Genomic DNA, 21,457 nt, shown 5'->3' on the forward strand with positions numbered 1-21,457 from the left:
TTACCCTAGATCGCTTGGCTCGCCAGCGCGAGCGGTGGGGGCGGATGGAGCGGACGGTGTGGAAGGATCCACGGGGTTCGAGCCGGCTCCCCCGAGCCCGTCGAAGTGTTTCTCGGCGATCGAGGCGACCGCCTCATCGAGGCCAGGGTCCTCACCGCGGGCGAGGCCGGCATACTCGATGCGCAGCGAGCCGTCGGTCTCCTCGATCGCCTTCACCCAGATGCGGCGGCGCGGGACGAACAGCGAGGTGGCCAGGCCCAGCAGCACGAGCACGGCGAAGAGCGCGACCCAGAACTGGGTCGGGTCGTGGTGGATGTCGAACGAGGCGAAGCGGTGCACGCTGTGCGAGTAGTCGGTGACTTCCTCGCCGGCCGCCGGCGCGTTCGGGTCGACGTTGTCGAAGCTCACGCTGCCGAGGCCCCCCGGCAGTTCGGCACTCTGACCCGGCATCAACTGGATCGACTTCACACCCGTGTCGCCACGAGTGAGCTGCTTCATGGAGTCGATGTCCAGGGTGTAGACGGATGTCGGCGTGCCATCGTCGATGCCGAGGTCGCCGGAGTAGACATCGAGCGTCAGCATCGGGAACTCGAGGTCGGGGAAGCTGGAGAAGAACGGCGGCTCGCTGGCGGCCTGCGTCGGGTAGAAGAAGCCGATCATTCCGATCTGCTCGGCCAGGCCGTCCGGCACCTTCACGACACCGAGCGAGGTCAGCTGCGCGTCCTGCGGCAGGAACGGGATCGAGTCGGTGAAGACCACATCGCCGGCCGGGTTCTTCACCGTGATCGTCGGCGCGTAGCCGTTGCCGAGCAGGTAGACGTCGGTGCCGCCGGTGCGCAGCGGCTCGTTGACCTTGACCTGCTCCTGGGTTGGCTTCTGGCCGGGGTGCTCGATCGTGACGTTGGCGAGGAAGTCGGTCGGAGCGCCGAAGGCGTCCTGGTTCTCGGTCTCATAGACGACCTGGAAGTTGTCCAGCGTCATCTTGTACGGGTCGAGCGAGTCCGGGTTGAAGAAACGGCCCGGGTTGAACGAGTCGAAGGCCAGCAGCGTGTTGACGAAGGTCTGCCCCTCCACGACGACGCGCTGCCCGGCGAAGCCGAAGCCGCTGCCGAAGCCGACGGTGACGAGCACCCCGACGAGCGCGGAGTGGAACACCAGGTTGCCAGTCTCGCGCAGGTAGCCGCGCTCGGCCGAGACCGAGAACTCGCGCTTGCCGCCGACCGTGCCATTGAAGAGGGCGGTGCGGTAGCCGGCCGACTTCAACTGGGAGCGTGCGGAGTCGATGGCTGATGCCGCGTCTGCCCGCTCTGCCGGAACGGTGCGCGTGGTGAAACCGGCCAACCGGGCCAGCCGCGCCGGCGTCTTCGGCGGCTTCGCCCGCAACGCCTGCAGGTGGTGCTTGGTGCGCGGGATCACACAACCGATCAGCGAGATGAAGAGCAGCAGGTAGATGCTGGAGAACCAGACAGAGCTGTAGACATCGAAGGCCTGAACCTTGTCGAGGACGGGCGCCAGGTCGGGGTTGTTCGTGAAGTACTGGGTGACGCCGTTCGGGTCGCTCGAGCGCTGCGGCACGAGGCTGCCGGGAACGGCGGCGATGGCGAGCAGCAGCAACAGGAACAGCGCGGTGCGCATGCTGGTGAGCTGGCGCCAGAACCAGCGCAGCCAGCCGACGAAACCGAGCTGGGGCTGGTTGATCTCACCCTGCGGCGCGCGGTTCGGCGCGCCAGCGTCAACGTAATCAGATGGCCGGGACAAAACTGAGGATCCCCCCTTGGAGCTGGTAGATCCACAGGGTCCAGAGACCCGAGACCATGAGTACACCGATCAGGATCAGCAGCGAGCCGCCGATGATGTTGACGGCGCGAATGTGGCGCTTGAAGAACGCCATCGATCCGGTCACCCAGCTGAGGCCGAGCGTCACGAGGAGGAAGGGCACGCCGAGGCCGATGCAGTAGGCGAGGCCGAGGACGGCCCCGCGGCCGGCAGAGTCCGAGTCCAGGCTCAGGCTCAACACCACGGCGAGCGTCGGGCCGATGCAGGGCGTCCAGCCGAGGCCGAAAATGAGGCCGAGCAACGGGGCGCCGGCCAGACCCGTCGCCGGCTTCCAGGAGGGCTTGAATGTGCGCTGCATGAACGTGAACTGGCCGACGAAGACGAGGCCCATGAGGATCACGAACACGCCGAGCACCTGGATGATCACGGTCTCGTGGGCCTTCAGCCACACGCCCAGAGCACCGAAGAGTGCACCGTATGCCACGAAGACCACGGTGAAGCCCAGCACGAACAGCCCGACGCCGAGCATCAGGCGGCGGCGCACAGCACGGGCCGCTGCCTCGTCATCCGGGATCTCGGTGAGCCCGCCGATGTAGCCGAGGTACCCGGGTACAAGGGGCAGCACACACGGAGAGAGGAAGGAGACCAGGCCGGCCAGAACGGCGATCGGGATCGCGAGCAGCAACTGCCCGCTCATGACGATCTCGCCCACGGTGTTACTCCGCCTCGGCGATGGTGTCGCGCACGAGCGTGCGCAGGATCGACTCGTCCTTGATCTGGCCGAGGATCCGGGCGGCGACGCGCCCCTCCTGGTCGAGCACGAGCGTCGTCGGCACCGCGTTCGGCGGCACCTCGTTGCCGAACGCCTGCTGCATGCTGCCGTCGTTGATGTCGGCGACGGACGAGTACGTCACGCCGTAGGTCTCCTCGAAGGCGCGCGCCGTGTCGACCTGGTCGCGCACGTTCACGCCGAGCAGGCTGGCTCCCTGGCCGGCGAACTGCTTGTTCACGGCCTCCAGGGTGGGCGCCTCCGCCCGGCAGGGGGCGCAGCTGGCGTACCAGAAGTTCACGACGAGCACCTCGCCGCGGAAGTCCTCTGAGCTGACCGTCTCACCGGCGAAGTCCTTCGCCTCGAAGGCGATCGCCTCGCCGCGGTTCTCCAGCGCGATCTCCTTCACGACGCCCGTGCCGGAGATGTAGTTCTTGTTGCTGCCCTCGCGGTACTGCTCGGCCAACGGGTCGTTGGAGCATCCGGCCAGCAGGGCGACGGATGCCACGGCGACCGCCACGGCACTCAGCAGTCGCTTGCGGGTGAAAACAGCCATTACACGGCTCCCAGGTCCACGGCGTGCGCCGAGATCGATGCGGCCGGCTCGGTGTAACCGGTCTCGACGAACGTTCCGCCGAAGCGGCTGAAGCTGGTGATGCTGGAGAGCGCGCAGCGACGTTGCCGCGGGTCATGCCAGAGCCGGTTGCCGGCGAGCGCGTTGTGCGTGGTCCAGATGGGCAGCTGGTGGCTGACCATCACGATGTCGCCATCGGTGCCGTCCGCCAGCGGCGCCGCGGTCTCCCAGGCGTCGTTCATGGCTGCGATCATGCGGGCGGCGATCGAGCGGTACGGCTCGCCCCAGCTCGGGCGCATCGGGTTGATGAGCGCCGGCCAGTTGGAGGGCTGCTTCAGCGCTTCGCGCATGTTCTTGCCCTCGAAGTGGTTGGACGGCTCGATGATGCGCGGCTCGAGCTGCACGGGCAGGTTCAGGGCGGCAGCGACGGGCGCGGCCGATTCCTGCGTGCGCTGCAGCGGAGAGGCGTAGAGCGCGGAGTAGCGGATGTCGCGGCCGGCCAGGTCGGCGGCGGCAGCAGCAGCCATCTGCTGGCCGAGCTCTGAGAGTCGGTAGCCCGGAAGACGCCCGTACAACACCCGGTCGGGATTGTGCACCTCTCCGTGACGGACGAGGTGAATCTGTCTGGCTACCACGGGCCCAATTCTACGTAAGGGGATGCTGTGAATCTGCCCCGCCTTGCTGTGCTCCCCTCCGGGCTATTCGCGGCTCGCGTCTGCCTCGGCGAGGTTGTCACTCAGGATCTCGAGAACCTGCCCGCGCACCCGCGCGGACTCTGCGCCGAGCGCCGAGCCGACCGCGTCGACGAATGCCTCGATGAAGATGGCGTGCGCCACCCGCGAGCTGTGCTCCAGCTCGCGCCGGAACGACGTCGCAGCTGGCGCGATCACCAAGCTGATGTCAGAGAGCTCGGTGAGCGGCGAGCGCGCAAACGAGGTGAGCGCGATCACCACGGCGCCGCCCTGCGCGGCAGCCCTGGCCACCTTGAGGCTCGACTCGTTGGAGCCGCTTCCGCTGACGATCAGACAGGCGTCGCCCGCCACCAGCTGCCGGGCGGCGATCTGCTGCCCGATCGCGTCGGCCACGACATCCGCCGGGCGGCCGGTCGCCGTCAGGCGCATGGCCAGGTCGCTGGCGAGCGGCGCCGAGAGGCCGCTGGCCAGCACGAGCACGCGTCGCGCCTCGACGACGCAACGGACCGCCTCGTCGACCTCGCTCTCGACGAGCACGCTGGCGATCTGTGGCAGCGAGGCGGCCAGAGTGTCGATGCCAGAGCGGATGCGGCCAAGCGCGCTGGTGCCGTAATCCTGCGCCGGCTCCACCTGCTGCGCCAGTTCGGCTGCGAGCGCCACCCGCAGCTGCGGGTAGCCACGGTAGCCGAGGCTCTGGCAGGCGCGGATCACGGTCGAGCGGGCAACGGCGGCCCGTTCGGCGAGCTCCTGCGCGGTGCTCTCGACGACGAGCGCGGGGTCGGCGACGATGAGGTCGATCACGCGCCGCTCGCTCGGCTGCATCGTGTTGATGGCCGTCGCGATGCGCACGCTCGGCACAACCTGGGCGTTACTGTTCACGAACGCGGGCCCCCTCCATAATGCGGCGACGGATGCGGCCGCTCAGCAGGTCAATACCCACGGTGACGACGACAACCACGATGAGCAGCATGCCCACCGTTGACCACTCACGGTACTGGGTATAGGAGGTGAGCATGTCGCCGATTCCACCGACCCCGATGAGGCCGAGCACGGCGCTGGCACGCACGTTGATCTCGAAGCGGTACAGCCAGAACGAGTAGAACTCGGGGGCAGCCTGCGGCCAGACTCCCCAGCGCAGCACCTGCATGGCGTTGCCACCGGTGGCACGGGCCGCCTCGATGGCGCCGCCCTCCACACCCTCGATGGCCTCGTAGCCCCATTTGCCGAGCGTCCCGATGCCGCCGATGGCGAGCGCGAGCGCGCCGGTCAGCGGGGTGAGCCCGGTGACCGAGAGGATGACGATGGCGATGATGATCTCGGGAACCGCGCGGATCACCGAGAACAGCAGGCGCATGGCGCCGCGCACGGGCAGCGGCGAGTAGCCGCGGGAGGCCAGGAAGCTGAGCGGCAGCGAGATCAGCACGCCGAGCACGGTTCCGACCCAGGCCATCTGCACGCTGCGCCAGGTCTGCCAGAGTGCGTCGCCGAGCTTGTCCCAGTTGGGGTCGGAGAACATCAGCCAGAGGTAGCGCACGATCTCGCTGGGCAGATCGGCCAGGCGCGACCAGGTGATGTCGACCGACCACACACTGGCGACCACCAGCACGGTGATCAGCGCGGCGGCAATGGCCGGCAGCGGGCGGCGCGGCTTGCTGGGCAGTTTCGGCCGCGCCCGCGTGGGCTGCGGGGCGCGGGACGGAGCGATCACGGCAGTCACACGAGCCTCTTTCTGAGTGCGCCGCTCACCCAGTCCAGCACCAAGACCACGACAAGGATCTCGAGGATGATGAGGGAGAGCTGGTCGTAGCGGTAGAAGGTGCGCACGGCGTCAATAAGTAGGCCGAGTCCGCCGGCACCGACGAGGCCGAGCACGGTCGACGCGCGCACATTGAGTTCGAGCACGTACAAGGTCTGGTTGGCGAACGCCGGCCAGGCGTCGGGCAGCGCGATCGCGCGGTTGATCTGGGTCTGGCTGGCACCGGCCGCCCGACCGGCCTCGCTGGGGCCAGGGTCCTGCGTCTCGATCGACTCGGAGACCAGCTTGACGATGATGCCGACGTTGAACAGCACGAGGGCCAGGATGCCGGGCAGCGCACCGACGCCCACCATGGCCACCAGCACGGCCGCGTAGAGCAGTTCCGGCACCGAGCGGATGATGTTGAGCAGGGTGCGCACGATGCCCCGCAGAACCGGGTTGGGGTTGGTGAGCCTGGCCGACCAGAAACTGATCGGCAGCGAGATCAACGCCCCGACGGCGGTGGCGATGACGGCCATGCGCAGCGTTTCGAGCACCGGCTCGACGGTGCGCGGGAAGAAGGACCAGTCCGGGCTGAGCAGCTGCGCGATCTTGTCTGCGCCGTTGCGCCAGTTGCGGATGATCGCGTCGAACGAGAAGTCGATGCCAATCCCCGGCGACATGGTCACGGCCGTGATGGCCAGCACGACGCCGAGGACCGCCCACGGCTTCCAGCGGCCGCCCGGCCGCGGCGGGAGCACGAGACGGGGGGCCGCGTCATCCCCCGCGGCGCCCGGGGCGGGGCTGAGCGGGGAGGGGCTGAGCTGGGAGGGGCTGAGCGGGGAGGGGCTGAGCTGGGTCACGAACCGAGCCGATCCTCGTTGGAGAGCGAACGGCCGTAGATGTTCTCGAAGTCGGCGTCGGTGGCATCCGCGGCGCTGCCGTCGTAGACGACCTCGCCCGCGCGCATGCCGATCAGCCGGGTGCCGTAGCCGCGGGCCAGGTCGAGCAGGTGCAGGTTGACCAGCACGGTGATGCCGAGGTCCTGGTTGATGCGGCGCAGATCGCCCATCACGCCGTGGGCGGTGGGCGGGTCGAGGCTGGCGACGGGCTCGTCGGCGAGCACGATCCGCGGCTGCTGCGCCAGCGCGCGGGCGATCGCCACGCGCTGCTGCTGCCCGCCGGAGAGGTTCGATGCGCGCTCGTAGAGCTTCTGCAGGATGCCGACCCGTTCGAGTGCCTCGTAGGCGATCTGCTTGTCGGCCTCCGGGTACAGCCCGAGCAGCGTGCGCAGCGTGCTGGTGTGGGCGAGGCGTCCGACGAGCACGTTGTCGAGCACGCTGGCCCGGCGAGCCAGGTTGAAGCTCTGGAATACCATGCCGATGTTGCCGCGCATGCGCCGCAGCTCGCGCTTGTTGGCGCCGTCCACCTCGTGCGAGCCGACGGTGAGCTGCCCGCTGGTGACGGGAACGAGGCCGTTGATCGTGCGGATCAGGCTGCTCTTACCCGAGCCGGAAAGGCCGACGATGGCGACCATCTCGCCGGCGGCGATGTCGAGGGTGATGCCTTTCAGCCCCACGACGCCGTTCGGGTAGCGCACCGTGACGTCGCGCATGCTGATGGACCACGGCACGGATGCCGGGGCAGGCGCCCCGGCATCCGTGCTCACTGTGTTGACACTCATTACTGGAGTCCGAGCGCCTGAGCCGCGCGGGCGACGACGTCGAGCGACGTGGGGTCAGCCGGGGCCAGCTTGGTGATCGAGTAGATGTCGGTGAGGATCTTCGAGCCCTCCGGGGTGGCCGAGAACGCGGCCAGCGAGGTGGCGATCTTGGTGCGCAGCTCGGGCGAGAGGTCCTGGGTGATGGCGACGCCGTCGTTCGGGATCTCCTCGCTGAGCGCGAAGACGACGACCTTCTGGCCGACATCCGGGACATCCTTCTTCACGATGTCGCGGGCGTCCCAGAAGCTGAAGCCGACCTCGGCGTCACCGTTGTAGACGGCGAGCACCGAGGCATCGTTGGCCGTGACCGGGAGCAGGTCGAGGTCTTTGTCGGTGTTGATGCCGGCCTCCTGCATCGCCAGCATCGGGTAGATGTAGCCGGCGGGCGAGCCGGGGCCGAGCAGCGCGACCTTGGCACCCTTGATGGCACCGATCGAGTCCAGGCCGGCCGGGCCGACGAGGGCGTCGGCGCCGTTGCAGAACAACTTGCCGTCGCGCTCCACTGGGGTGTCCTCGCAGTACTTGTCCGGGTTGTTCGTCATGAACTGGGCGGGGTAGCTGATGTTGCCGTTGCGCTCGGTCTGCAGCACGACCTCCGCGCCGTACATGTCGCTGGCCTGCCAGAGCTGCAGCGACGGCAGGAAGCCGATCTGGGCCTGGCCGGCGCCCATGGCCTCGACGGCCGCCTGGTAGTCCTTGGAGACGACGCCGGTCACGGGGATTCCGAGTTCCTCGCTCAGGAAGTCGGTGAGTGGGGCGGCGGTGTCGACGAGGCCGGACTGGTCCTGTGACGGCACCAGCGCGAGCGTCAGCGACGTCGGGTCGGCGGCGGGGGCGGCCGCGCCGACCTCAGAGGCGGCGCTGGAGCATCCGGCGAGGGCGAAGGTCGCGACGGCGGCTACGGCCGCGAAGCGAAGGGTCGAGGTGCGCATACTTCTCCTGGGTTGTTGGGTGGTCAGACAGCGGGTGCGGGTGTGCTCGCCTGCTCGCCGGCGAGTGCCGAGTCGAGCCAGGACGTCAGGGCCGGGAAGAGCTCCTCGAGGAGCTCCGCCCGGAAGTCGGGGGCGGCGGCCGGCGGCGTGTGCCGCCCGACGAGCGCCGTGCGGTGGCCGCGCTCGCGGGCGGGGGCCAGGTCGTTGTGCCAGATGTCGCCGATGCTGAGCATGGCGGTGCCCTCAGGCGCGAGCTCGTCCAGGATTCGGGCGAAGCCATCCGGCTTGCCGGCAGAGGTGATGATGCGGTCGAAGGAGTCGCCGAGCCCGATCGCCTCGAGCGTCTCCCGCACCCGGATCGCCGGGGCGTTGGTGACGAGCACCCGGTGGGCGGATGCCGCGGCGGCGAGGAACTCGGCCAGGCCGCGGGGTGCCGCGACCGGGGCCTCGGCGGTGCCGAGCAGCCAGCGGCTGGCGGTGTAGGCCTCGGCGAGCACTGACTCGTCGGCACCAGCGGCCGCGGCGGTGCGCTGCACCAGGTCGTAGCCGTCCAGCGGCGCGTCCGCAGTGGACTCGCGGGCTCCGGCCTCATCGGCGGCGAGCGCGCCGTCGAACTCGGCCAGCATGCGCTCGGCGGCATCGAGCGGGAGCCTGCGGGCGACCTCGCGGGCGAAGGCCCGCACGGGTCCGTGGCCGAGGGCAACGGTCCCATCGAAGTCGAAGACGATCACGGGGGTTTGGGTCACGGCGTTCTTTTCTCATGGTCGGTATGGACGATGCGTCCACACTACTGAGCGCACATCGACCAAAGGGCCACGATTTGGTAAACACTGGGTGAACCTCGCCCGGGCCCTCGCCCACGCAGACCGGGGCCGGCCACGCGTGCTCCGCGCCAAGCGGCACCAGCACCTAACATGGCGGCGTGAGCACTCCCCCCAACGGCCCCGCCGGCACCACCGGCATCCCCGTGCACCTTCCTGTGCCGAGCTGGCTGGCGCGCCAGCTCGAGCGCGACGCCACTGCCGGGCTCTTCGCTGCCTGGGGGCGCTCCACCGTCGTCGACGAGAACGTCGGCGCCGCCGTGGTCGGCCGCGACGCGGTGGCCGCGCTGGCCGAGATTTCGGGCCAGGCCGATGGCTACCCGGAGGGCAACGCCGGGCTCCTGCACGTCTACGGCTACCTGTTCTCGGACGTGCTGACGCCCTACGGGCTGAAGAGCGACCGGTGGCTCGATGGCATGCTGGCCGAGGCGCTCGGGCTGGACTCCGATGCGTTCCACCCACGGGCGGGCGCGGCTGGCGGGCCGACCATGCTCAGCCGCGTGACAGCTGCCGCACGCCCGCTGTTTGACGCCAGCCCCGTCGACGGCGCGCCCGGCGGCGGCGGCTTCACGCTGGCCCGGCGCGATGCCATCTCCCCCGGGCTGGCCGCGCTCACCGTGCTGCGGCGCGTTCCGGGCGCCGCAGCGACGGCGCTGGCCTACGCGCTCGAGACGCCAGACGGAATCCGCCTGATCACCCTGTTCCCGATCGCGGCAGACCCGGGCGGCGTGCTTGCCGCGCTCGACGCAGAAGCGCCGCGCCTGCGCTACAACGCGCTCGGCTCAGCTCCCCCGATTCGCGCCGGGAGCCTCGATCTGCCCGACCACGCCGCCGGAGACCGCGCCCCCGGCACGCAGTGAGCGACCGAGCAGGCACGGTTGCAGATGCGAGAACCACGCCGATTTTTCTCGTGCCTGACGATATCGCCGCTGCATCCATTCGTGTCGCCCCCATTTCCTGTGCCTTCCGGCAGTTCGGGGCACAGACGGCCGAAGGTAGGATTGACGTCGTGACTTCTCGTGTATTGATCAAGGACCTTTCCGCTCTGGCCGACGGCCCCGTTACGGTGTCGGGCTGGGTCGATACCGTGCGTGACCAGAAGAAGGTGCAGTTCATCGTGCTGCGCGACGAATCGGGTGCCGCCCAGCTGGTTAATCCGGCACTGCGCGCGCTGCCCGTGACGGATGCCGAGGCAGGCACGCTCGCCCTCGAAGGTGACGAGCTGGCTGCCGCCGAGGCGCGCCTGGCCACCACGGAGGCCATCTCTGCCCTCGCCAACGGCTCCTTCATCACCGTCACCGGTGAGCTGAAGAAGGACGAGCGCGTCAAGCTCGGCGGCCTCGAGGTCAAGATGGAGAGCCTCACCGTCGTGACCGAGGCCATCGCCGAGACGCCGATCGCCACCGACTCGGGCCTCGACAAGCGCATGGACTGGCGTTTCCTCGACCTGCGCCACCCCAAGCAGAACCTCATCTTCAAGATCCAGACCACCTTCCTGCACGCCATGCGCGAGTACTGGGTCGACAACGACTTCATCGAGATCCAGACCCCGAAGCTGATGGCGTCGGCGAGCGAGTCGCGCGCCGAGTTGTTCGAGGTCGAGTACTTCGAGGGCAAGGCCTACCTGGCGCAGAGCCCGCAGTTCTACAAGCAGATGGCGCAGTCCGCCGGCTTCGGCAAGATCTTCGAGGTCGGGCCGGCCTTCCGCGCCGACCACTCCTTCACCAGCCGCCACGCGACCGAGTTCACCAGCGTCGACACCGAGATCAGCTGGATCGACTCGCACGAAGACGTGATGAACCTGCACGAGGAGCTCCTCGTCGCCGGCTTCACGGCCGTCAAGGCCAAGCACGGCGAGGCCATCAAGGAGCTGTTCGACGTCGAGGTCACCGTGCCGTCGCGTCCGTTCCCGCGCATCCCGCTGGCCGAGGCGAAGCAGATCGTGGCCGACCGCGGCTACGAGATCCCCCGCGCCGACGACGACATGGACCCGGAGGGCGAGCGCCAGATCTCGGCCTACGTGGCAGAGAAGTTCGGCCACGAGTTCGTGTTCATCACCGACTACGCGTCCAGCATCCGCCCGTTCTACCACATGCGCCACGAGGGCGACGCCGGCCTGACCAACAGCTACGACCTGCTGTTCAACGGCACCGAGATCTCCACCGGAGCCCAGCGCGAGCACCGCATCGACGTGCTCGTCGCGCAGGCCGAGGAGAAGGGCATGGACCCGGAGGAGCTCGAGACCTACCTCGACTTCTTCCGCTACGGCGTGCCGCCGCACGGCGGATTCGGCATGGGCCTGGCCCGCGTGCTGATGCTCATGCTGCACCAGGCGTCGATCCGCGAGGTCACCTACCTGTTCCGCGGCCCGACCCGCCTGGAGCCGTAGGCCTCACCACCCAGCCATGCGAATGGCCGGTGTTCCGCGTGAACACCGGCCATTCGCGCATCCGGGCCCCGCTCATCGAGCGCCCTGCCGCCGGTTGGACCCCTCCCGCTGGTTGAGCCGCTCCCCCGTTGGGTGAGCCCCTCCCGCCGGTTGAGCTTGTCGAAACCTCGCCGGCTCGCAGGAAAAGGGCTGACTAGGCGAGCTCGTACCCGGCCTCGTCGATCGCTGCAGCCACGGCCTGCGGATCTAGCGGGGCCGCGCTCTGCACGGTGACGGTCGAGACGCCGCCCGCGACAAGAGCCACGTTGACACCGGTGACGCCCTCCAACGCGCTGAGCTCGGCGGTCACGCTCGTGACGCAGTGGCCGCAGGTCATGCCCGCCACCTGCAGCTCGGTGCTGACGCCCGCAGGGGCACCGGCTGTCGCGGCATCCGCCCCGTCGGTGGCCGAGTTTCCACAGCCGCCCCCGCCGCAGCAGCTCCCACCTTCCGACGCGCTCGTCAGGCCCAGATCGACGAGCTTCGGCGTGGACGGGTTCAGGGCGGAGGGCGCAACGTTCATCATGCTACGAACATACCCCCAGGGGGTATGTCTGTGCAACCGCTCAGAAGCTCGCGATCCCCTTGCCGACCATGACGACGCCGATCACCGACAGCAGCACGGCCATCACCGTGGAGTTGTTCCGCTGCAGCCAGACGCGCAGCCGCTCGAGCGGCGCCTCCATCGCGGGGGCCGCGACGAGGTAGGCAATCACCGGCACGGCGACGGATGCCGCGGCGATCACGACGAAGATCACCAGGCTGAGCACGATCGCGCCGCCATCGAGGCCGGCGCTGCCGACGATGACGCCGGCGCCGGCGGCCATCAACAGGTTCTTCGGGTTCACCGCCGAGAGCAGAAAGCCGAGCCCTGCAGCGCGCACCGCGGTCATCGAGTCAATGGCCGACATCCACCCGGGCAGGGCTGCCTCCTCGCCCTCCTTCGGCCGGCCGCGCCACTGTTTGAGGGCCAGCAGCAGCAACAGCGCGCCGATCGCGATCTTGATCCACCCGGCGATCGGCTGGGAGGCATCCGGATCCTTCTCCGGCAGCACGCTGGAGAGCAGGGTGAACACGCCGACGGCGACGATGATGCCGAGCACCCAGCCGACCAGGAACCCGACGCTGGTGCTGCGCGCCCGGGGCGAGAGCAGCATGAGGATCGCCGCGATGATCGGGATCGGGCTGATCGCAATGCCGAGGGCGAGCGGGAGGATGCTGCCGATTACTGGACCCATGGTGCTCCTTCGTGGCGCGGAACGCGCATCAGTGGGGTGGGGTCGACGGGCCGGCGGGCGCCGCCGTCGGGGTGCTGCTGCCGATCAGCATCGGCGGTTGCCGGGTGACCATCAGCCAGATCGGCAGCACGATGATGCAGAGCAGCGGCAGCACCGTGATGTCGGCCACCACGGTCACCGCCATGAACAGCGAGAGCCAGCCGTCCCTGGTGACCACCAGGACCATGCCGAGCACGCCGGACGCGATCGCCAGGCTGGCCGGGATCCCGGCGAACACCGCATGGGCGACCAGGCCGACCGCAACCCCGATGAACGCGGCAGGAAAGACGCGCCCGCCCCGGAACCCGGCCGTTGCGGCGATGAGGAGGGCGGCCAGCTTGATCAGTGTCACGGCCACAAGCTGTCCGACGCTGAGCTCGGCGGCATTCGCCGTGAGGTCCTTCATCTGCGTCAGGCCCTTGAACAGTGTGTCCGGGCCGCCGAGGACGCCGAGGACGCCGAGCAGCGCCCCCGCGATCGTCAACGGCAGCACGGGGTTGCGCAGGAGGTGGAAGAGGCGGTGCAGCAGCGGGAAGAGGTAGACGCCGAGGAGGCCGAGGAGCACGGCGACGGCCGCGACGGCAACGCCGCTCACCAGGTCGATCAGCTCGGGGGCGCCCAGCGCCGGCACGTCGACGGACAGGTTGGGCCGACCGGCGATCGCCATCACCAGCGATCCGGTCCCGGCCGAGACCAGCGGCAGGAAGAGTTTGTCCCAGAGTGCGCCGCCGCCGCTCGTCATCCCCACGATCCCGGTGAGGACCAGGGCCGCCCCGACCGGCGTCCCGAACAGTGCGCCGATCGTGCCGGCGGCGCTCATCAGCACCACGAGTTGGAGGGGCACCCGGGGCCAGAGCTTGGCCGTGATGGCCACGGTCAGCGCGGTGTTGATCGCGATGACCGGATTCTCCGGGCCGAGGCTCACACCGCCGGCCTCGCCGATCACCAGCACGGCGGCGAGCGCGGGAAGCACGCCGATCGCGAGCGGCGGCGCCACGAGGCCCGTCGTCGCCGGGTCCGGCCCGGCGTGGCCGGGCGCGAGCCAGACGATCAGCCCGACGATGAGCCCGGTCAGCGTGAGCACGCCCATCGTCCACCAGCCGGTGGTGTCGCCGACGCCGAGAAGGCCGGGCAACCCCTGCCAGACGAGCGTCTGCAGCCAGTCGGCGAGCACGGTCAGGGCGATCAGCACGACGGCCGTCACGAGGCCGATCAGGATCGCTGGGATCGAGAGCAGGAGCGCCGTCCGCGGGGACGGCGCACCCGCTGGCTGCTCGCCGTGTGTATCGGTCGACGCGGTCATCAGAGCTCCCCTGCCGGCGTGAGCGGCGGTTCCGGCAGTGCCGACGTGACGCTGGCCGGCAGCCGGCGCTCTGCGCACGCGGCGGCGAGCGCCGTCACGACGGCAGAGGTGACGGTGACGCCGCGCATCGGATGGTGCCAGTACTGCACCCTGGCGGTGACCCGCCGTGGCTCGACGGAGACGATGAGGGTCCGCGCCGGTTCGGTCGTCTGCACCCCGTCGACCGCGGATGCCGCGGCGGAGAGCACCTCGCCCAGCCGTTCCGGCGGCAGCACCCCGGCGGCAACGCGCACCTCCACCTCGCTGCGGCGCGCACCCGCCTGCGAGTGGTTGACGACCGGGTCCTGCAGCAGCCGCCCGTTCGGCACGTGCACGGTGCGCCCGTCAGCGGTGCGCAGGATCACCGTGCGGCCGTTGAGCTCGAGCACTGTGCCGACGTAGTCGTCGGTGGCGATCTCGTCGCCCGGCTTGATCGGATGCCGCGACTGCAGCACGACGCCGGCCGCGAAGTTGTCGGCGACGCCGCGCAGCGCGAGCGCGATGACGACCCCGACGATGATCGCGATGGCGAGCAGCGGCTGCACCGAGGCGCCGAGGAAGCTCAGTCCGATTCCGATGCCCAAAAGGATCACCACGTACTTCGCGATCCGCGCGATGAGCAGGGTGGCGCCCGGCGAGATGCCCGGAGTCCGGGTGAGCAGCGCCGTCACCCCGCGCTTGACGAAGATCGACACGACCCAGCCCGCGACGACCACCAGCGTCGCGATCAGCAGGTCCCATCCGCTGATGTCGCTGGAGCCGAAGAAATCACCCACCGCACCGCTGTCCATCCTGTTACCCCATCCCGGACTCGACGCTGGCGAACACCCGCGCCTCGGATTCGAGCCCGCTGAACCAGCTCGTGCGCCGGGCGATCAGGAGTGCGGCGTCCGGGACGGCCGCGATGCGCAGCTGCACCCCCTGCGCCGCCAGCTCGCGGTCGAGGTCGGCGAGCGCGTCGAGCACGGTGACCGAGGTTGTGGCCATCCGGCCGAGGTCGAGCACGACCGCACCGACCCCGTCGGCCTCGGCGACCGCGGCGAGCACCGCCTGCTCGGTCTCGAGCACGTTCGCGGTGTACAGCGGCCCGCCCACGACCACCGCGAGCACCGGGCCCCGCCGCTCCCCCACGGTGACCCTGGTCTTGCTCAGCTCGCTGAGGATCAGCAGCAGCGTCAGGGCGACCCCGACGGCGACGGCTGCGAGTAGCCCGGCGGTGAGCCCGACGCCGGCGGTGGCCAGTGCCGTCCAGAAGTCGGGCCGGTTGACGCGGGCCAGCCGCACCAGGGCCGGCACGTCGATGAGCCCGATCACGGCGACGAACACCATGGATGCGAGCGTCGCCTGTGGCATCAGGCTGAGCACCGGGCCGAGGAACAGGGCGACGAGCACCGCGAAGGCCACGGTAACCAGGCTCGACAGCTGTGAGCGGGCGCCCGCCGAGAGGTTCACAGCGCTCTGAGAGAAGCCCCCGGCCGCCGGCAGGGTGGAGAAGAACGACCCGGCGAGGTTCGCGGCCGAGGTGGCGAGCAGCTCCTGATTGCTGTCGATCTGCCTCTCCCCGGCCGCGCGGATGCCACGGGCCACGGCCGCCGATTCAAGGAACGCCATCACGGCGATCGCCAGAGCGCCGGGGATCAGGTCGACGACGTCGCCGAGTGCAGGCAGGCTCGGCAGCGGGAGCCCCTGCGGCACCGGGGCGATGACCGCGACCCCCGCATCCTGCAGCCCCGCAAAGGCGACGAGCACGATCCCGCCCACCACGACGATGAGGGGCGCCGGAACACGCGGAGCGAAGCGTTTGAGCACGAGCAGCACGGCGATCGAGCACACCGAGAGCACGAGCGTCGGGGCGTTCATCGACGGCAGCGCCGCGATCACCGCGTTGATCGAGTGGAAGAAGCCGTGCCCGGTGAAATTGCTGTCGACCCCGAGCAGCGTCGGCAGCTGTCCGACGGCCACCGTGGCGCCCACGCCGATCTGGATGCCGAGGATCGTCGACTTGTTGATGTTCTCGACGAGCGCGCCCAACCGCAGCAGTCGGGCCAGGAGCAGGATGGCTCCGACCAGCAGCGTGAGTGTCGTCAGGTCGCGCACGGCATCCGCAGAACCGACGGCGACCCCGGCGCTGACCAGCGTCGTCGCCGTGAGGGTGGCGATCGTCGAGGTGGTCGACACGCTCATTGCGCGCGAGCCGCCGAGCAGCGCGTAGACGAGCATCGGCACCATGCAGCTGTACAGCCCGATCTGCACGGGCAGGCTGGCGATGGTGGCGTAGGCCATGCCCTGCGGGATGACGACCGCGCCCGCCGCGAGGCCGGCGAGCACGTCCGGCCCGATCCAGCGCCTGCGGTAGCCGCGCAGCGTCGGCGCTAGCCAGTCGCGCGAGCGCGGCGCAGGCCGCGAGGCCGGCGCCGGCGTCACCGCCTCCCCCCTGGCGGCGCCCACTACATGTCCGCCGCGCCGGATGCGGCGAACACGCTCGTCCAGTCGTCGCGCACGCTGACGACCGTGAAATCGTGTTCCTTGGCCGCGGCAAGCGCCTTCTCGGCGCCGGAGTCGTAGGCGGCGTCGCCCCGATCGGCAGTGTCGTCGTGGTGGATCAAGAGGGCGAGCGAATGGGGGCTGCCCTGCGTGTAGCGCAGCATCTCGATGTCGCCGTTGGAGTTGCCCGCGGCCATGATCGGCCGCCGGCCGATGCGGGTCCAGATGCGCACGGGCTTGATCGGCCCGTCATCCATGAAGTCGAACGTCGTGCCGTAGCGCACCTCGGCGCTGTCTGCGTCGTAGCTCAGCCCGACCGCGGAGCCGACCACCCGCTCGGGTGGGATGCCGTAGTACTCGGCTGTGATGGGGCGCATGAAGTCTCGATCGCCGCCAGAGATGATGTAACAGGTGAAGCCGTGCTCCTCCAGGTAGCGCAACAACTCCACCATCGGCCGGTAGACGGCGTCACGGTAGGGCGTGCCCAGAGTCAGGTGCTTCGCGCTGCGGTAGAACTCGGCCACGGATCGCTCGTAGTCGACGACGCTCTCTCCCGCCGTTGCCGCCAGAATGGCCCCGATCACGAGCTGCAGATCGCTGTCGTCGCCGTCGTAGTGTTTGTCGAGCGCGGCGCCGAGCCAGGCGAAGTCGCCGCTCACCGCCGCCAGGTAGGGCTGGTGCTCGGCCAGATCCGGGTCGGCCGCGGCGGCGGCCGCCCACTGCTGCACGATGAAGTGCAGCTGGGTCGGCATCGGTTTCTCGGTCCAGAGCGTTCCGTCGTTGTCGAACACGGCAACGCGCTCCGGGGCCGGAACGGCCCCATCGCCGCCCCCGCTCACCCGCTCCACGAACTCGATGATTCCCCGCGTGGTCGCCGAATCGGCCCACGACGGCAGTGGTTGAGACATTGACCTGCCTTTCGGATGCCGTGGGGCCGCCGCTGAGGCGGCCCCACGAGCCACTCAGTCTCGGGCGTACGCCGCCGCGAGGTGCGCCTCGACGTCGACGTACACGTCGTCGCCGATGTCGAACACGACCTTCTCGATCGTGCCGCCGGTGAACTCGAACCGCGACCCGGTGTAGGCGCTGGAGACGGCGTCACCGCTGTCGTAGCCGATGCAGAGCCCCTCACCGCAGAGCGAGAAGTGGCCGAGAACCGTGCGGATCTCCTGCTGGGCGACGAGCTGGTCGTCGATGTAGAGCTTGAGCGGCCCAACTCCCTCGCGGTACTCACCCATCCGCTCCTTGGTGAACTCCACACCGATGATGTGCCTGCCGGTCAGCTTGAGCGGCGCCGAGATGCGGTCCTCCGGCGGGATGCCGAGGAAGTTGTACGCGTAGCTCACCTCGCCGTCCTTGATGAACAGGGCGTGGCCGCCGAACCGCGAGCCGTGGGCAAAGATGACACCCTCCGTGTCGGCCGTGAGGTCGAGCTCGGCGAGGATCTTGTAGGAGACCCCGTGCACATTCGCCGCGGAGCGCTCCGGGATCTCCGTCGTGCCCGGATAGTAGGTGTACTGGCCGCTCGGGGGCACCGGCACCTTGAACTCCATGCCGAGGAACGTCTCGTAGTCCTTGGGGTTGCCGATCACCTGCAGGTCGTTGAGCGGCAGAACGTGGTTCGCCTCGGCCTCCCGCATCCACAGGGCCTTCAACTCCTCGAGCTTCTCCGGGTGCTCTGCCGCGAGGTCAGTCGACTCTGAGCGGTCGACGTCCGTGTGGTAGAGCTCCCAGACATCGTTCTCGAAATCGCCCTTGCCGCTCACCGGCCCGTGCACCGTCACGGCCTTCCAACCCTTGTGCCAGATGCCACGGTTGCCGAACATCTCGTAGTACTGCGTCTCCTTCTGCGTCGACCCATCCGCCGGCGCGTCGAAGGAGTAACGCATCGACACCCCGGCGAGCGGGCTCTGCTCGACCCCGTTGTAGCTCTGTGGCATCTCGACGCCACAGACGTCGAGGATCGTCGCGACGATGTCGGTCGAGTGGTGGTACTGGTTGCGCACCTCTCCCTTGGCCCGGATGCCGGCCGGCCAGTGGATCACCATGGGGTCACAGACCCCGCCCTGGTAGGTGTAGCGCTTGAACATCTTGTACGGGGAGGAGAAACCCATCGCCCATCCGGTCGGGTAGTGGTTGTAGGTGTCGGGGCTGCCGAGCTTGTCGACCATCGTGAGGTTCTGCGCCTCGTCATCCGGATAGCCGCCGAAGAGCTTGCCCTCGTTGACGGAGCCGTTCGGGCTGCCCTCGCCGGAGGCCCCGTTGTCGGCGCAGTAGATGATGATCGTGTTCTCGAGCTGGCCGGATTCCTCGAGGTAGTCGACGATGCGCCCCACCTGCGCGTCGGTGTACTCCGAGAATCCGGCGAACACCTCGGCCATCCGTGAGAACATCGCCCTCTCCTCTTCGCTGAGCTCGGCCCACGGCCGCACCTCATCGGTCGGGCTGAACGTGCCGTCCGGCATCGGGTTGATGTCGCCGAACGTCGTCCCCTCCGGCAGGAGCCCGCGCTCGATCATGCGTGGCACGACCCAGTCGCGGTAGGCCTCGTAGCCGTCGTCGAACTGGCCCTTGTACTTGGCGATGTACTCCTCTGGCGCGTGGTGCGGGGCGTGGTTGGCGCCCGGGCAGAACCACATGTACCAGGGCTTGTCCGGCTCCGTCTGCTTGGAGTCCCTGATCATCTTCAGGGCCTGGTCGGCGAGATCCTTGGAGAGGTGGTAACCGTCCTCTGGCAGGTACGGCTGGTCGATGTAGTGGTTGTCCTCGGCGAGCGAGGGGTACCAGTTGTTCGTCTCTCCGCCGATGAATCCGTAAAAGCGGTCGTAGCCCTGGCCGAGCGGCCAGTTCTTCTTCGAGGCGCCCGCCGTCCACTCGTCGATCGGCACATTGTGGTTCTTGCCGACCCAGTACGTCGACCAGCCGGCATCGCGGAGGATGTTCGCCATCGTGGCGTTCTCCGGCGGGATGTGGGAGTTGTAGCCGGGGAACCCGGTCGAAGACTCGGAGATGGTCGCGAATCCGTTGGAGTGGTGGTTGCGGCCGGTCAGGAAGGTCGACCGAGTCGGCGAGCACAGCGCCGTCGTGTGCCACTGTGAGTAGGTGAGGCCGTCGGCAGCCAGCCGGTCCATCGTCGGCATGTTGATGCGGCCGCCGTACGGCGACCACGCGGCCTGCCCGGTGTCGTCGTAGAGCACGACGAGCACGTTCGGCGCCCCCTTCGGTGCCTTGTCTGGGAGGAAGGCGTCCCAGTCGGACGTCGAGTCCCGCACATCCTGCTTGATGACTCCAGTGAATTCCTTGGCCATGGTGGTCTCCCCTACATCGCACAAGCCCGTTGTGCGTGCTGTTTCCCCACCGCACAGCCGGCGGCGCCGCAGGCGCGGCGCGTGGACGCCAATCTAGACCCGGCGCAATGGAGAGCGCTAGGGCAACTTCCCCCTTTTCAGGGGGCATATTCCGCACAAAGCCTCGCGAAAGCTGGGAGAACGACGCTAAGTTGTGAGCAGCGACTTCCATACGGGGCCGTGTCACAGCACCACGAGGGGAAGCAACATGAGCATTTGGGAAAACTTTTGGAACGTCCTCTGGGCCTTCTTCTGGGCATTCGCCTTCATCGCCTACCTGTTCGCGATCTTCGCGATCATCGGTGACCTGTTCCGCGACCACAAGCTGAACGGCTGGTGGAAGGCCCTCTGGATCATCTTCCTGATCTTCGTGCCCTTCCTCACGGCGCTGATCTACCTGATCGCCCGCGGCCGCGGCATGGCCGAGCGCCAGGCCAAGGATGTCGTCGCGGCTCAGAAGGCCAGCGAGCAGTACATCAAGCAGGTTGCCGGCTCGTCGAGCCCCGCCGAGGAGATCAACAAGGCGAAGGCGCTGCTGGATTCCGGCGCCATCAACCAGGCTGAGTTCGAGGCGCTGAAGGCCAAGGCACTCGCCGGCTAGTCTTCCCACACAAAACGCGCATGCCCCGGACTCCGGGGCATGCGCGTTTTTTGTTGGCGCGGGATGCGTGGGGGCGAGTCTAGGCTCCGAGCTCGAAGTCGACGCAGCTGCGCTCGGCCACGATCGGCTTGATAAATCCGGTCACGGCGAGGTGCGCCGGGTGCACCTGGTAGCCGGCGAGTGCGGCCTCGTCGTCGTAGTCGGCGATGAGCACGACATCCCAGTTCGCACCGGGATTCAACACGTTGATGCCGACGTCGATGGCGCTCATGCCGGCGATCTGGCCGCGCAGGCCCTCCAGCCCGGCCTTCATCTCGGCCGCCTGGGCTGCCTTGAGCGCGGGGTCGCTCGCGGCGAGCCTCCACGACACGATGTGACGAATGGTCATTGCGCCTCCTGCAGGGCTGCCTTGAGGCGCACCAGGTCGATGCGCCAGTAGTTGTGCACCGCGCCGTTGATCAGCACGACGGGAATCTCCTCGACGAAGCGCTCGTGCAGCGCGGCGTCCTCCAGGATCGACTTCTCCTCGAAGTCGACCGGGGTGGCCGGCGACTCGGTCGCCAGCTGCTGCAGCACCGCGGAGACGACCACGCGTGCGTCGTCGCAAAGGTGGCATCCGGGCTTGCCGATGAGTGTCAGAACGGGGGTGGGCACCGTTCCAGCCTAGCTCGCGGCCTGAGCGCCCCGCGTGCGGTGCCGGGCGCAGGGCCGGCGAAACTGGCCCATTAACAGCAATAAGCGCTAGACCCGAGGGTCTAGCGCTCGCTGCCATCTGGGCTCACCCAATGAAGCGGTGAGCTCTCCGGCTTACTTCTTGTTGCGACGCTGGTGGCGAGTCTTACGAAGCAACTTACGGTGCTTCTTCTTCGCCATACGCTTGCGGCGCTTCTTGATTACAGAACCCACACAAACCTCACAAGATTTTGGATGACTGCGAGTGCAGCCGAAACTAAGTG

The 21,457-nt window shown here is 68.7% G+C and carries 23 protein-coding genes; 3 read left to right on the forward strand and 20 right to left on the reverse strand.

Going from position 1 to position 21,457, the window contains the following annotated elements:
• The 10 genes from resB to AWU67_RS13380 form a co-directional block, all read right to left on the reverse strand.
• Positions 1 to 1,758, reverse strand: coding sequence for a cytochrome c biogenesis protein ResB (gene resB / locus AWU67_RS13335; protein ID WP_082716993.1), 1,758 nt, complete (start codon positions 1,756 to 1,758; stop codon positions 1 to 3).
• Positions 1,742 to 2,473: a cytochrome c biogenesis CcdA family protein gene (locus tag AWU67_RS13340; protein ID WP_082717195.1), complete on the reverse strand. Its 732-nt coding sequence runs from the start codon at positions 2,471 to 2,473 to the stop codon at positions 1,742 to 1,744. Before AWU67_RS13340 ends, resB begins: the two co-directional genes overlap by 17 nt.
• 19 nt (positions 2,474 to 2,492) lie before the next feature.
• Positions 2,493 to 3,101, reverse strand: a complete 609-nt coding sequence (locus AWU67_RS13345) for a TlpA family protein disulfide reductase (RefSeq protein WP_067229997.1) — start codon at positions 3,099 to 3,101, stop codon at positions 2,493 to 2,495.
• Positions 3,101 to 3,754 (reverse strand): histidine phosphatase family protein, encoded by a 654-nt coding sequence (locus AWU67_RS13350; RefSeq protein WP_067230001.1) that lies wholly within the window; start codon positions 3,752 to 3,754, stop codon positions 3,101 to 3,103. The genes AWU67_RS13345 and AWU67_RS13350 overlap by 1 nt, the downstream gene beginning before the upstream one ends.
• 63 nt (positions 3,755 to 3,817) lie before the next feature.
• Positions 3,818 to 4,690: a MurR/RpiR family transcriptional regulator gene (locus AWU67_RS13355; RefSeq protein ID WP_234407260.1), complete on the reverse strand. Its 873-nt coding sequence runs from the start codon at positions 4,688 to 4,690 to the stop codon at positions 3,818 to 3,820.
• Positions 4,680 to 5,528 (reverse strand): phosphonate ABC transporter, permease protein PhnE, encoded by an 849-nt coding sequence (gene phnE / locus AWU67_RS13360; RefSeq protein ID WP_067230004.1) that lies wholly within the window; start codon positions 5,526 to 5,528, stop codon positions 4,680 to 4,682. Before phnE (AWU67_RS13360) ends, AWU67_RS13355 begins: the two co-directional genes overlap by 11 nt.
• Positions 5,525 to 6,409 (reverse strand): phosphonate ABC transporter, permease protein PhnE, encoded by an 885-nt coding sequence (gene phnE, locus AWU67_RS13365; protein ID WP_082716994.1) that lies wholly within the window; start codon positions 6,407 to 6,409, stop codon positions 5,525 to 5,527. Before phnE (AWU67_RS13365) ends, phnE (AWU67_RS13360) begins: the two co-directional genes overlap by 4 nt.
• Positions 6,406 to 7,230 (reverse strand): phosphonate ABC transporter ATP-binding protein, encoded by an 825-nt coding sequence (gene phnC, locus AWU67_RS13370; protein ID WP_082716995.1) that lies wholly within the window; start codon positions 7,228 to 7,230, stop codon positions 6,406 to 6,408. The genes phnE (AWU67_RS13365) and phnC overlap by 4 nt, the downstream gene beginning before the upstream one ends.
• Positions 7,230 to 8,201, reverse strand: coding sequence for a phosphate/phosphite/phosphonate ABC transporter substrate-binding protein (phnD, locus tag AWU67_RS13375; RefSeq protein ID WP_067230010.1), 972 nt, complete (start codon positions 8,199 to 8,201; stop codon positions 7,230 to 7,232). Before phnD ends, phnC begins: the two co-directional genes overlap by 1 nt.
• 23 nt (positions 8,202 to 8,224) lie before the next feature.
• A complete protein-coding gene (locus AWU67_RS13380) occupies positions 8,225 to 8,947 on the reverse strand; it encodes an HAD family hydrolase (protein ID WP_067230013.1) in 723 nt (240 codons plus the stop codon).
• Positions 8,948 to 9,123: 176 nt separating this feature from the next.
• Between AWU67_RS13380 and AWU67_RS13385 the strand changes: the two genes are divergently transcribed.
• Positions 9,124 to 9,882 carry a hypothetical protein gene (locus AWU67_RS13385; protein ID WP_067230017.1) on the forward strand — a complete coding sequence of 253 codons (759 nt, stop codon included), beginning with the start codon at positions 9,124 to 9,126 and terminating at the stop codon, positions 9,880 to 9,882.
• 149 nt (positions 9,883 to 10,031) lie between these two features.
• On the forward strand, positions 10,032 to 11,411 hold the full coding sequence (gene aspS, locus AWU67_RS13390; protein WP_067230020.1) for an aspartate--tRNA(Asn) ligase: 1,380 nt from the start codon (positions 10,032 to 10,034) through the stop codon (positions 11,409 to 11,411).
• A gap of 193 nt (positions 11,412 to 11,604) precedes the next feature.
• Here aspS and AWU67_RS13395 read toward each other — a convergent pair whose 3' ends face one another.
• From AWU67_RS13395 to AWU67_RS13425, 7 genes are read right to left on the reverse strand one after another with little or no spacing between them, the layout of a single operon-like run.
• On the reverse strand, positions 11,605 to 11,976 hold the full coding sequence (locus AWU67_RS13395; RefSeq protein ID WP_234407261.1) for a heavy-metal-associated domain-containing protein: 372 nt from the start codon (positions 11,974 to 11,976) through the stop codon (positions 11,605 to 11,607).
• Between the two features lie 40 nt (positions 11,977 to 12,016).
• Positions 12,017 to 12,688 carry a GAP family protein gene (locus AWU67_RS13400; RefSeq protein ID WP_067230024.1) on the reverse strand — a complete coding sequence of 224 codons (672 nt, stop codon included), beginning with the start codon at positions 12,686 to 12,688 and terminating at the stop codon, positions 12,017 to 12,019.
• A gap of 28 nt (positions 12,689 to 12,716) precedes the next feature.
• Complete coding sequence (locus AWU67_RS13405) at positions 12,717 to 14,030, reverse strand: ion channel protein (protein WP_067230027.1); 1,314 nt, start codon at positions 14,028 to 14,030, stop codon at positions 12,717 to 12,719.
• The gene (locus AWU67_RS13410) at positions 14,030 to 14,845 is read right to left on the reverse strand and encodes a mechanosensitive ion channel family protein (protein ID WP_160329762.1); all 816 of its coding nucleotides are present in this window, start codon (positions 14,843 to 14,845) and stop codon (positions 14,030 to 14,032) included. The genes AWU67_RS13405 and AWU67_RS13410 overlap by 1 nt, the downstream gene beginning before the upstream one ends.
• A 19-nt stretch (positions 14,846 to 14,864) precedes the next feature.
• On the reverse strand, positions 14,865 to 16,493 hold the full coding sequence (locus AWU67_RS13415; RefSeq protein ID WP_067232794.1) for a SulP family inorganic anion transporter: 1,629 nt from the start codon (positions 16,491 to 16,493) through the stop codon (positions 14,865 to 14,867).
• 23 nt (positions 16,494 to 16,516) lie between these two features.
• Complete coding sequence (locus tag AWU67_RS13420) at positions 16,517 to 17,461, reverse strand: HAD family hydrolase (protein WP_067230034.1); 945 nt, start codon at positions 17,459 to 17,461, stop codon at positions 16,517 to 16,519.
• A gap of 54 nt (positions 17,462 to 17,515) precedes the next feature.
• A complete protein-coding gene (locus AWU67_RS13425; RefSeq protein WP_067230037.1) occupies positions 17,516 to 19,861 on the reverse strand; it encodes an arylsulfatase in 2,346 nt (781 codons plus the stop codon).
• Positions 19,862 to 20,108: 247 nt separating this feature from the next.
• Here AWU67_RS13425 and AWU67_RS13430 point away from each other — a divergent pair, with 247 nt between their 5' ends.
• Positions 20,109 to 20,501: an SHOCT domain-containing protein gene (locus AWU67_RS13430; RefSeq protein ID WP_067230040.1), complete on the forward strand. Its 393-nt coding sequence runs from the start codon at positions 20,109 to 20,111 to the stop codon at positions 20,499 to 20,501.
• A 79-nt stretch (positions 20,502 to 20,580) separates the two neighbouring features.
• On the opposite strand, the gene AWU67_RS13435 is transcribed toward AWU67_RS13430, so the two are convergent.
• From AWU67_RS13435 to AWU67_RS17015, 3 genes are all read right to left on the reverse strand, one after another.
• On the reverse strand, positions 20,581 to 20,889 hold the full coding sequence (locus AWU67_RS13435) for a Dabb family protein (RefSeq protein ID WP_067230044.1): 309 nt from the start codon (positions 20,887 to 20,889) through the stop codon (positions 20,581 to 20,583).
• Positions 20,886 to 21,155: a glutaredoxin family protein gene (locus AWU67_RS13440; protein ID WP_067230047.1), complete on the reverse strand. Its 270-nt coding sequence runs from the start codon at positions 21,153 to 21,155 to the stop codon at positions 20,886 to 20,888. The genes AWU67_RS13435 and AWU67_RS13440 overlap by 4 nt, the downstream gene beginning before the upstream one ends.
• Before the next feature lie 153 nt (positions 21,156 to 21,308).
• Positions 21,309 to 21,407 (reverse strand): 30S ribosomal protein bS22, encoded by a 99-nt coding sequence (locus tag AWU67_RS17015; RefSeq protein WP_003792170.1) that lies wholly within the window; start codon positions 21,405 to 21,407, stop codon positions 21,309 to 21,311.
• Positions 21,408 to 21,457: the final 50 nt, after the last annotated feature.

It is taken from the genome of Microterricola viridarii (genome assembly GCF_001542775.1).
Taxonomy (GTDB): Bacteria; Actinomycetota; Actinomycetes; order Actinomycetales; family Microbacteriaceae; genus Microterricola; species Microterricola viridarii_A.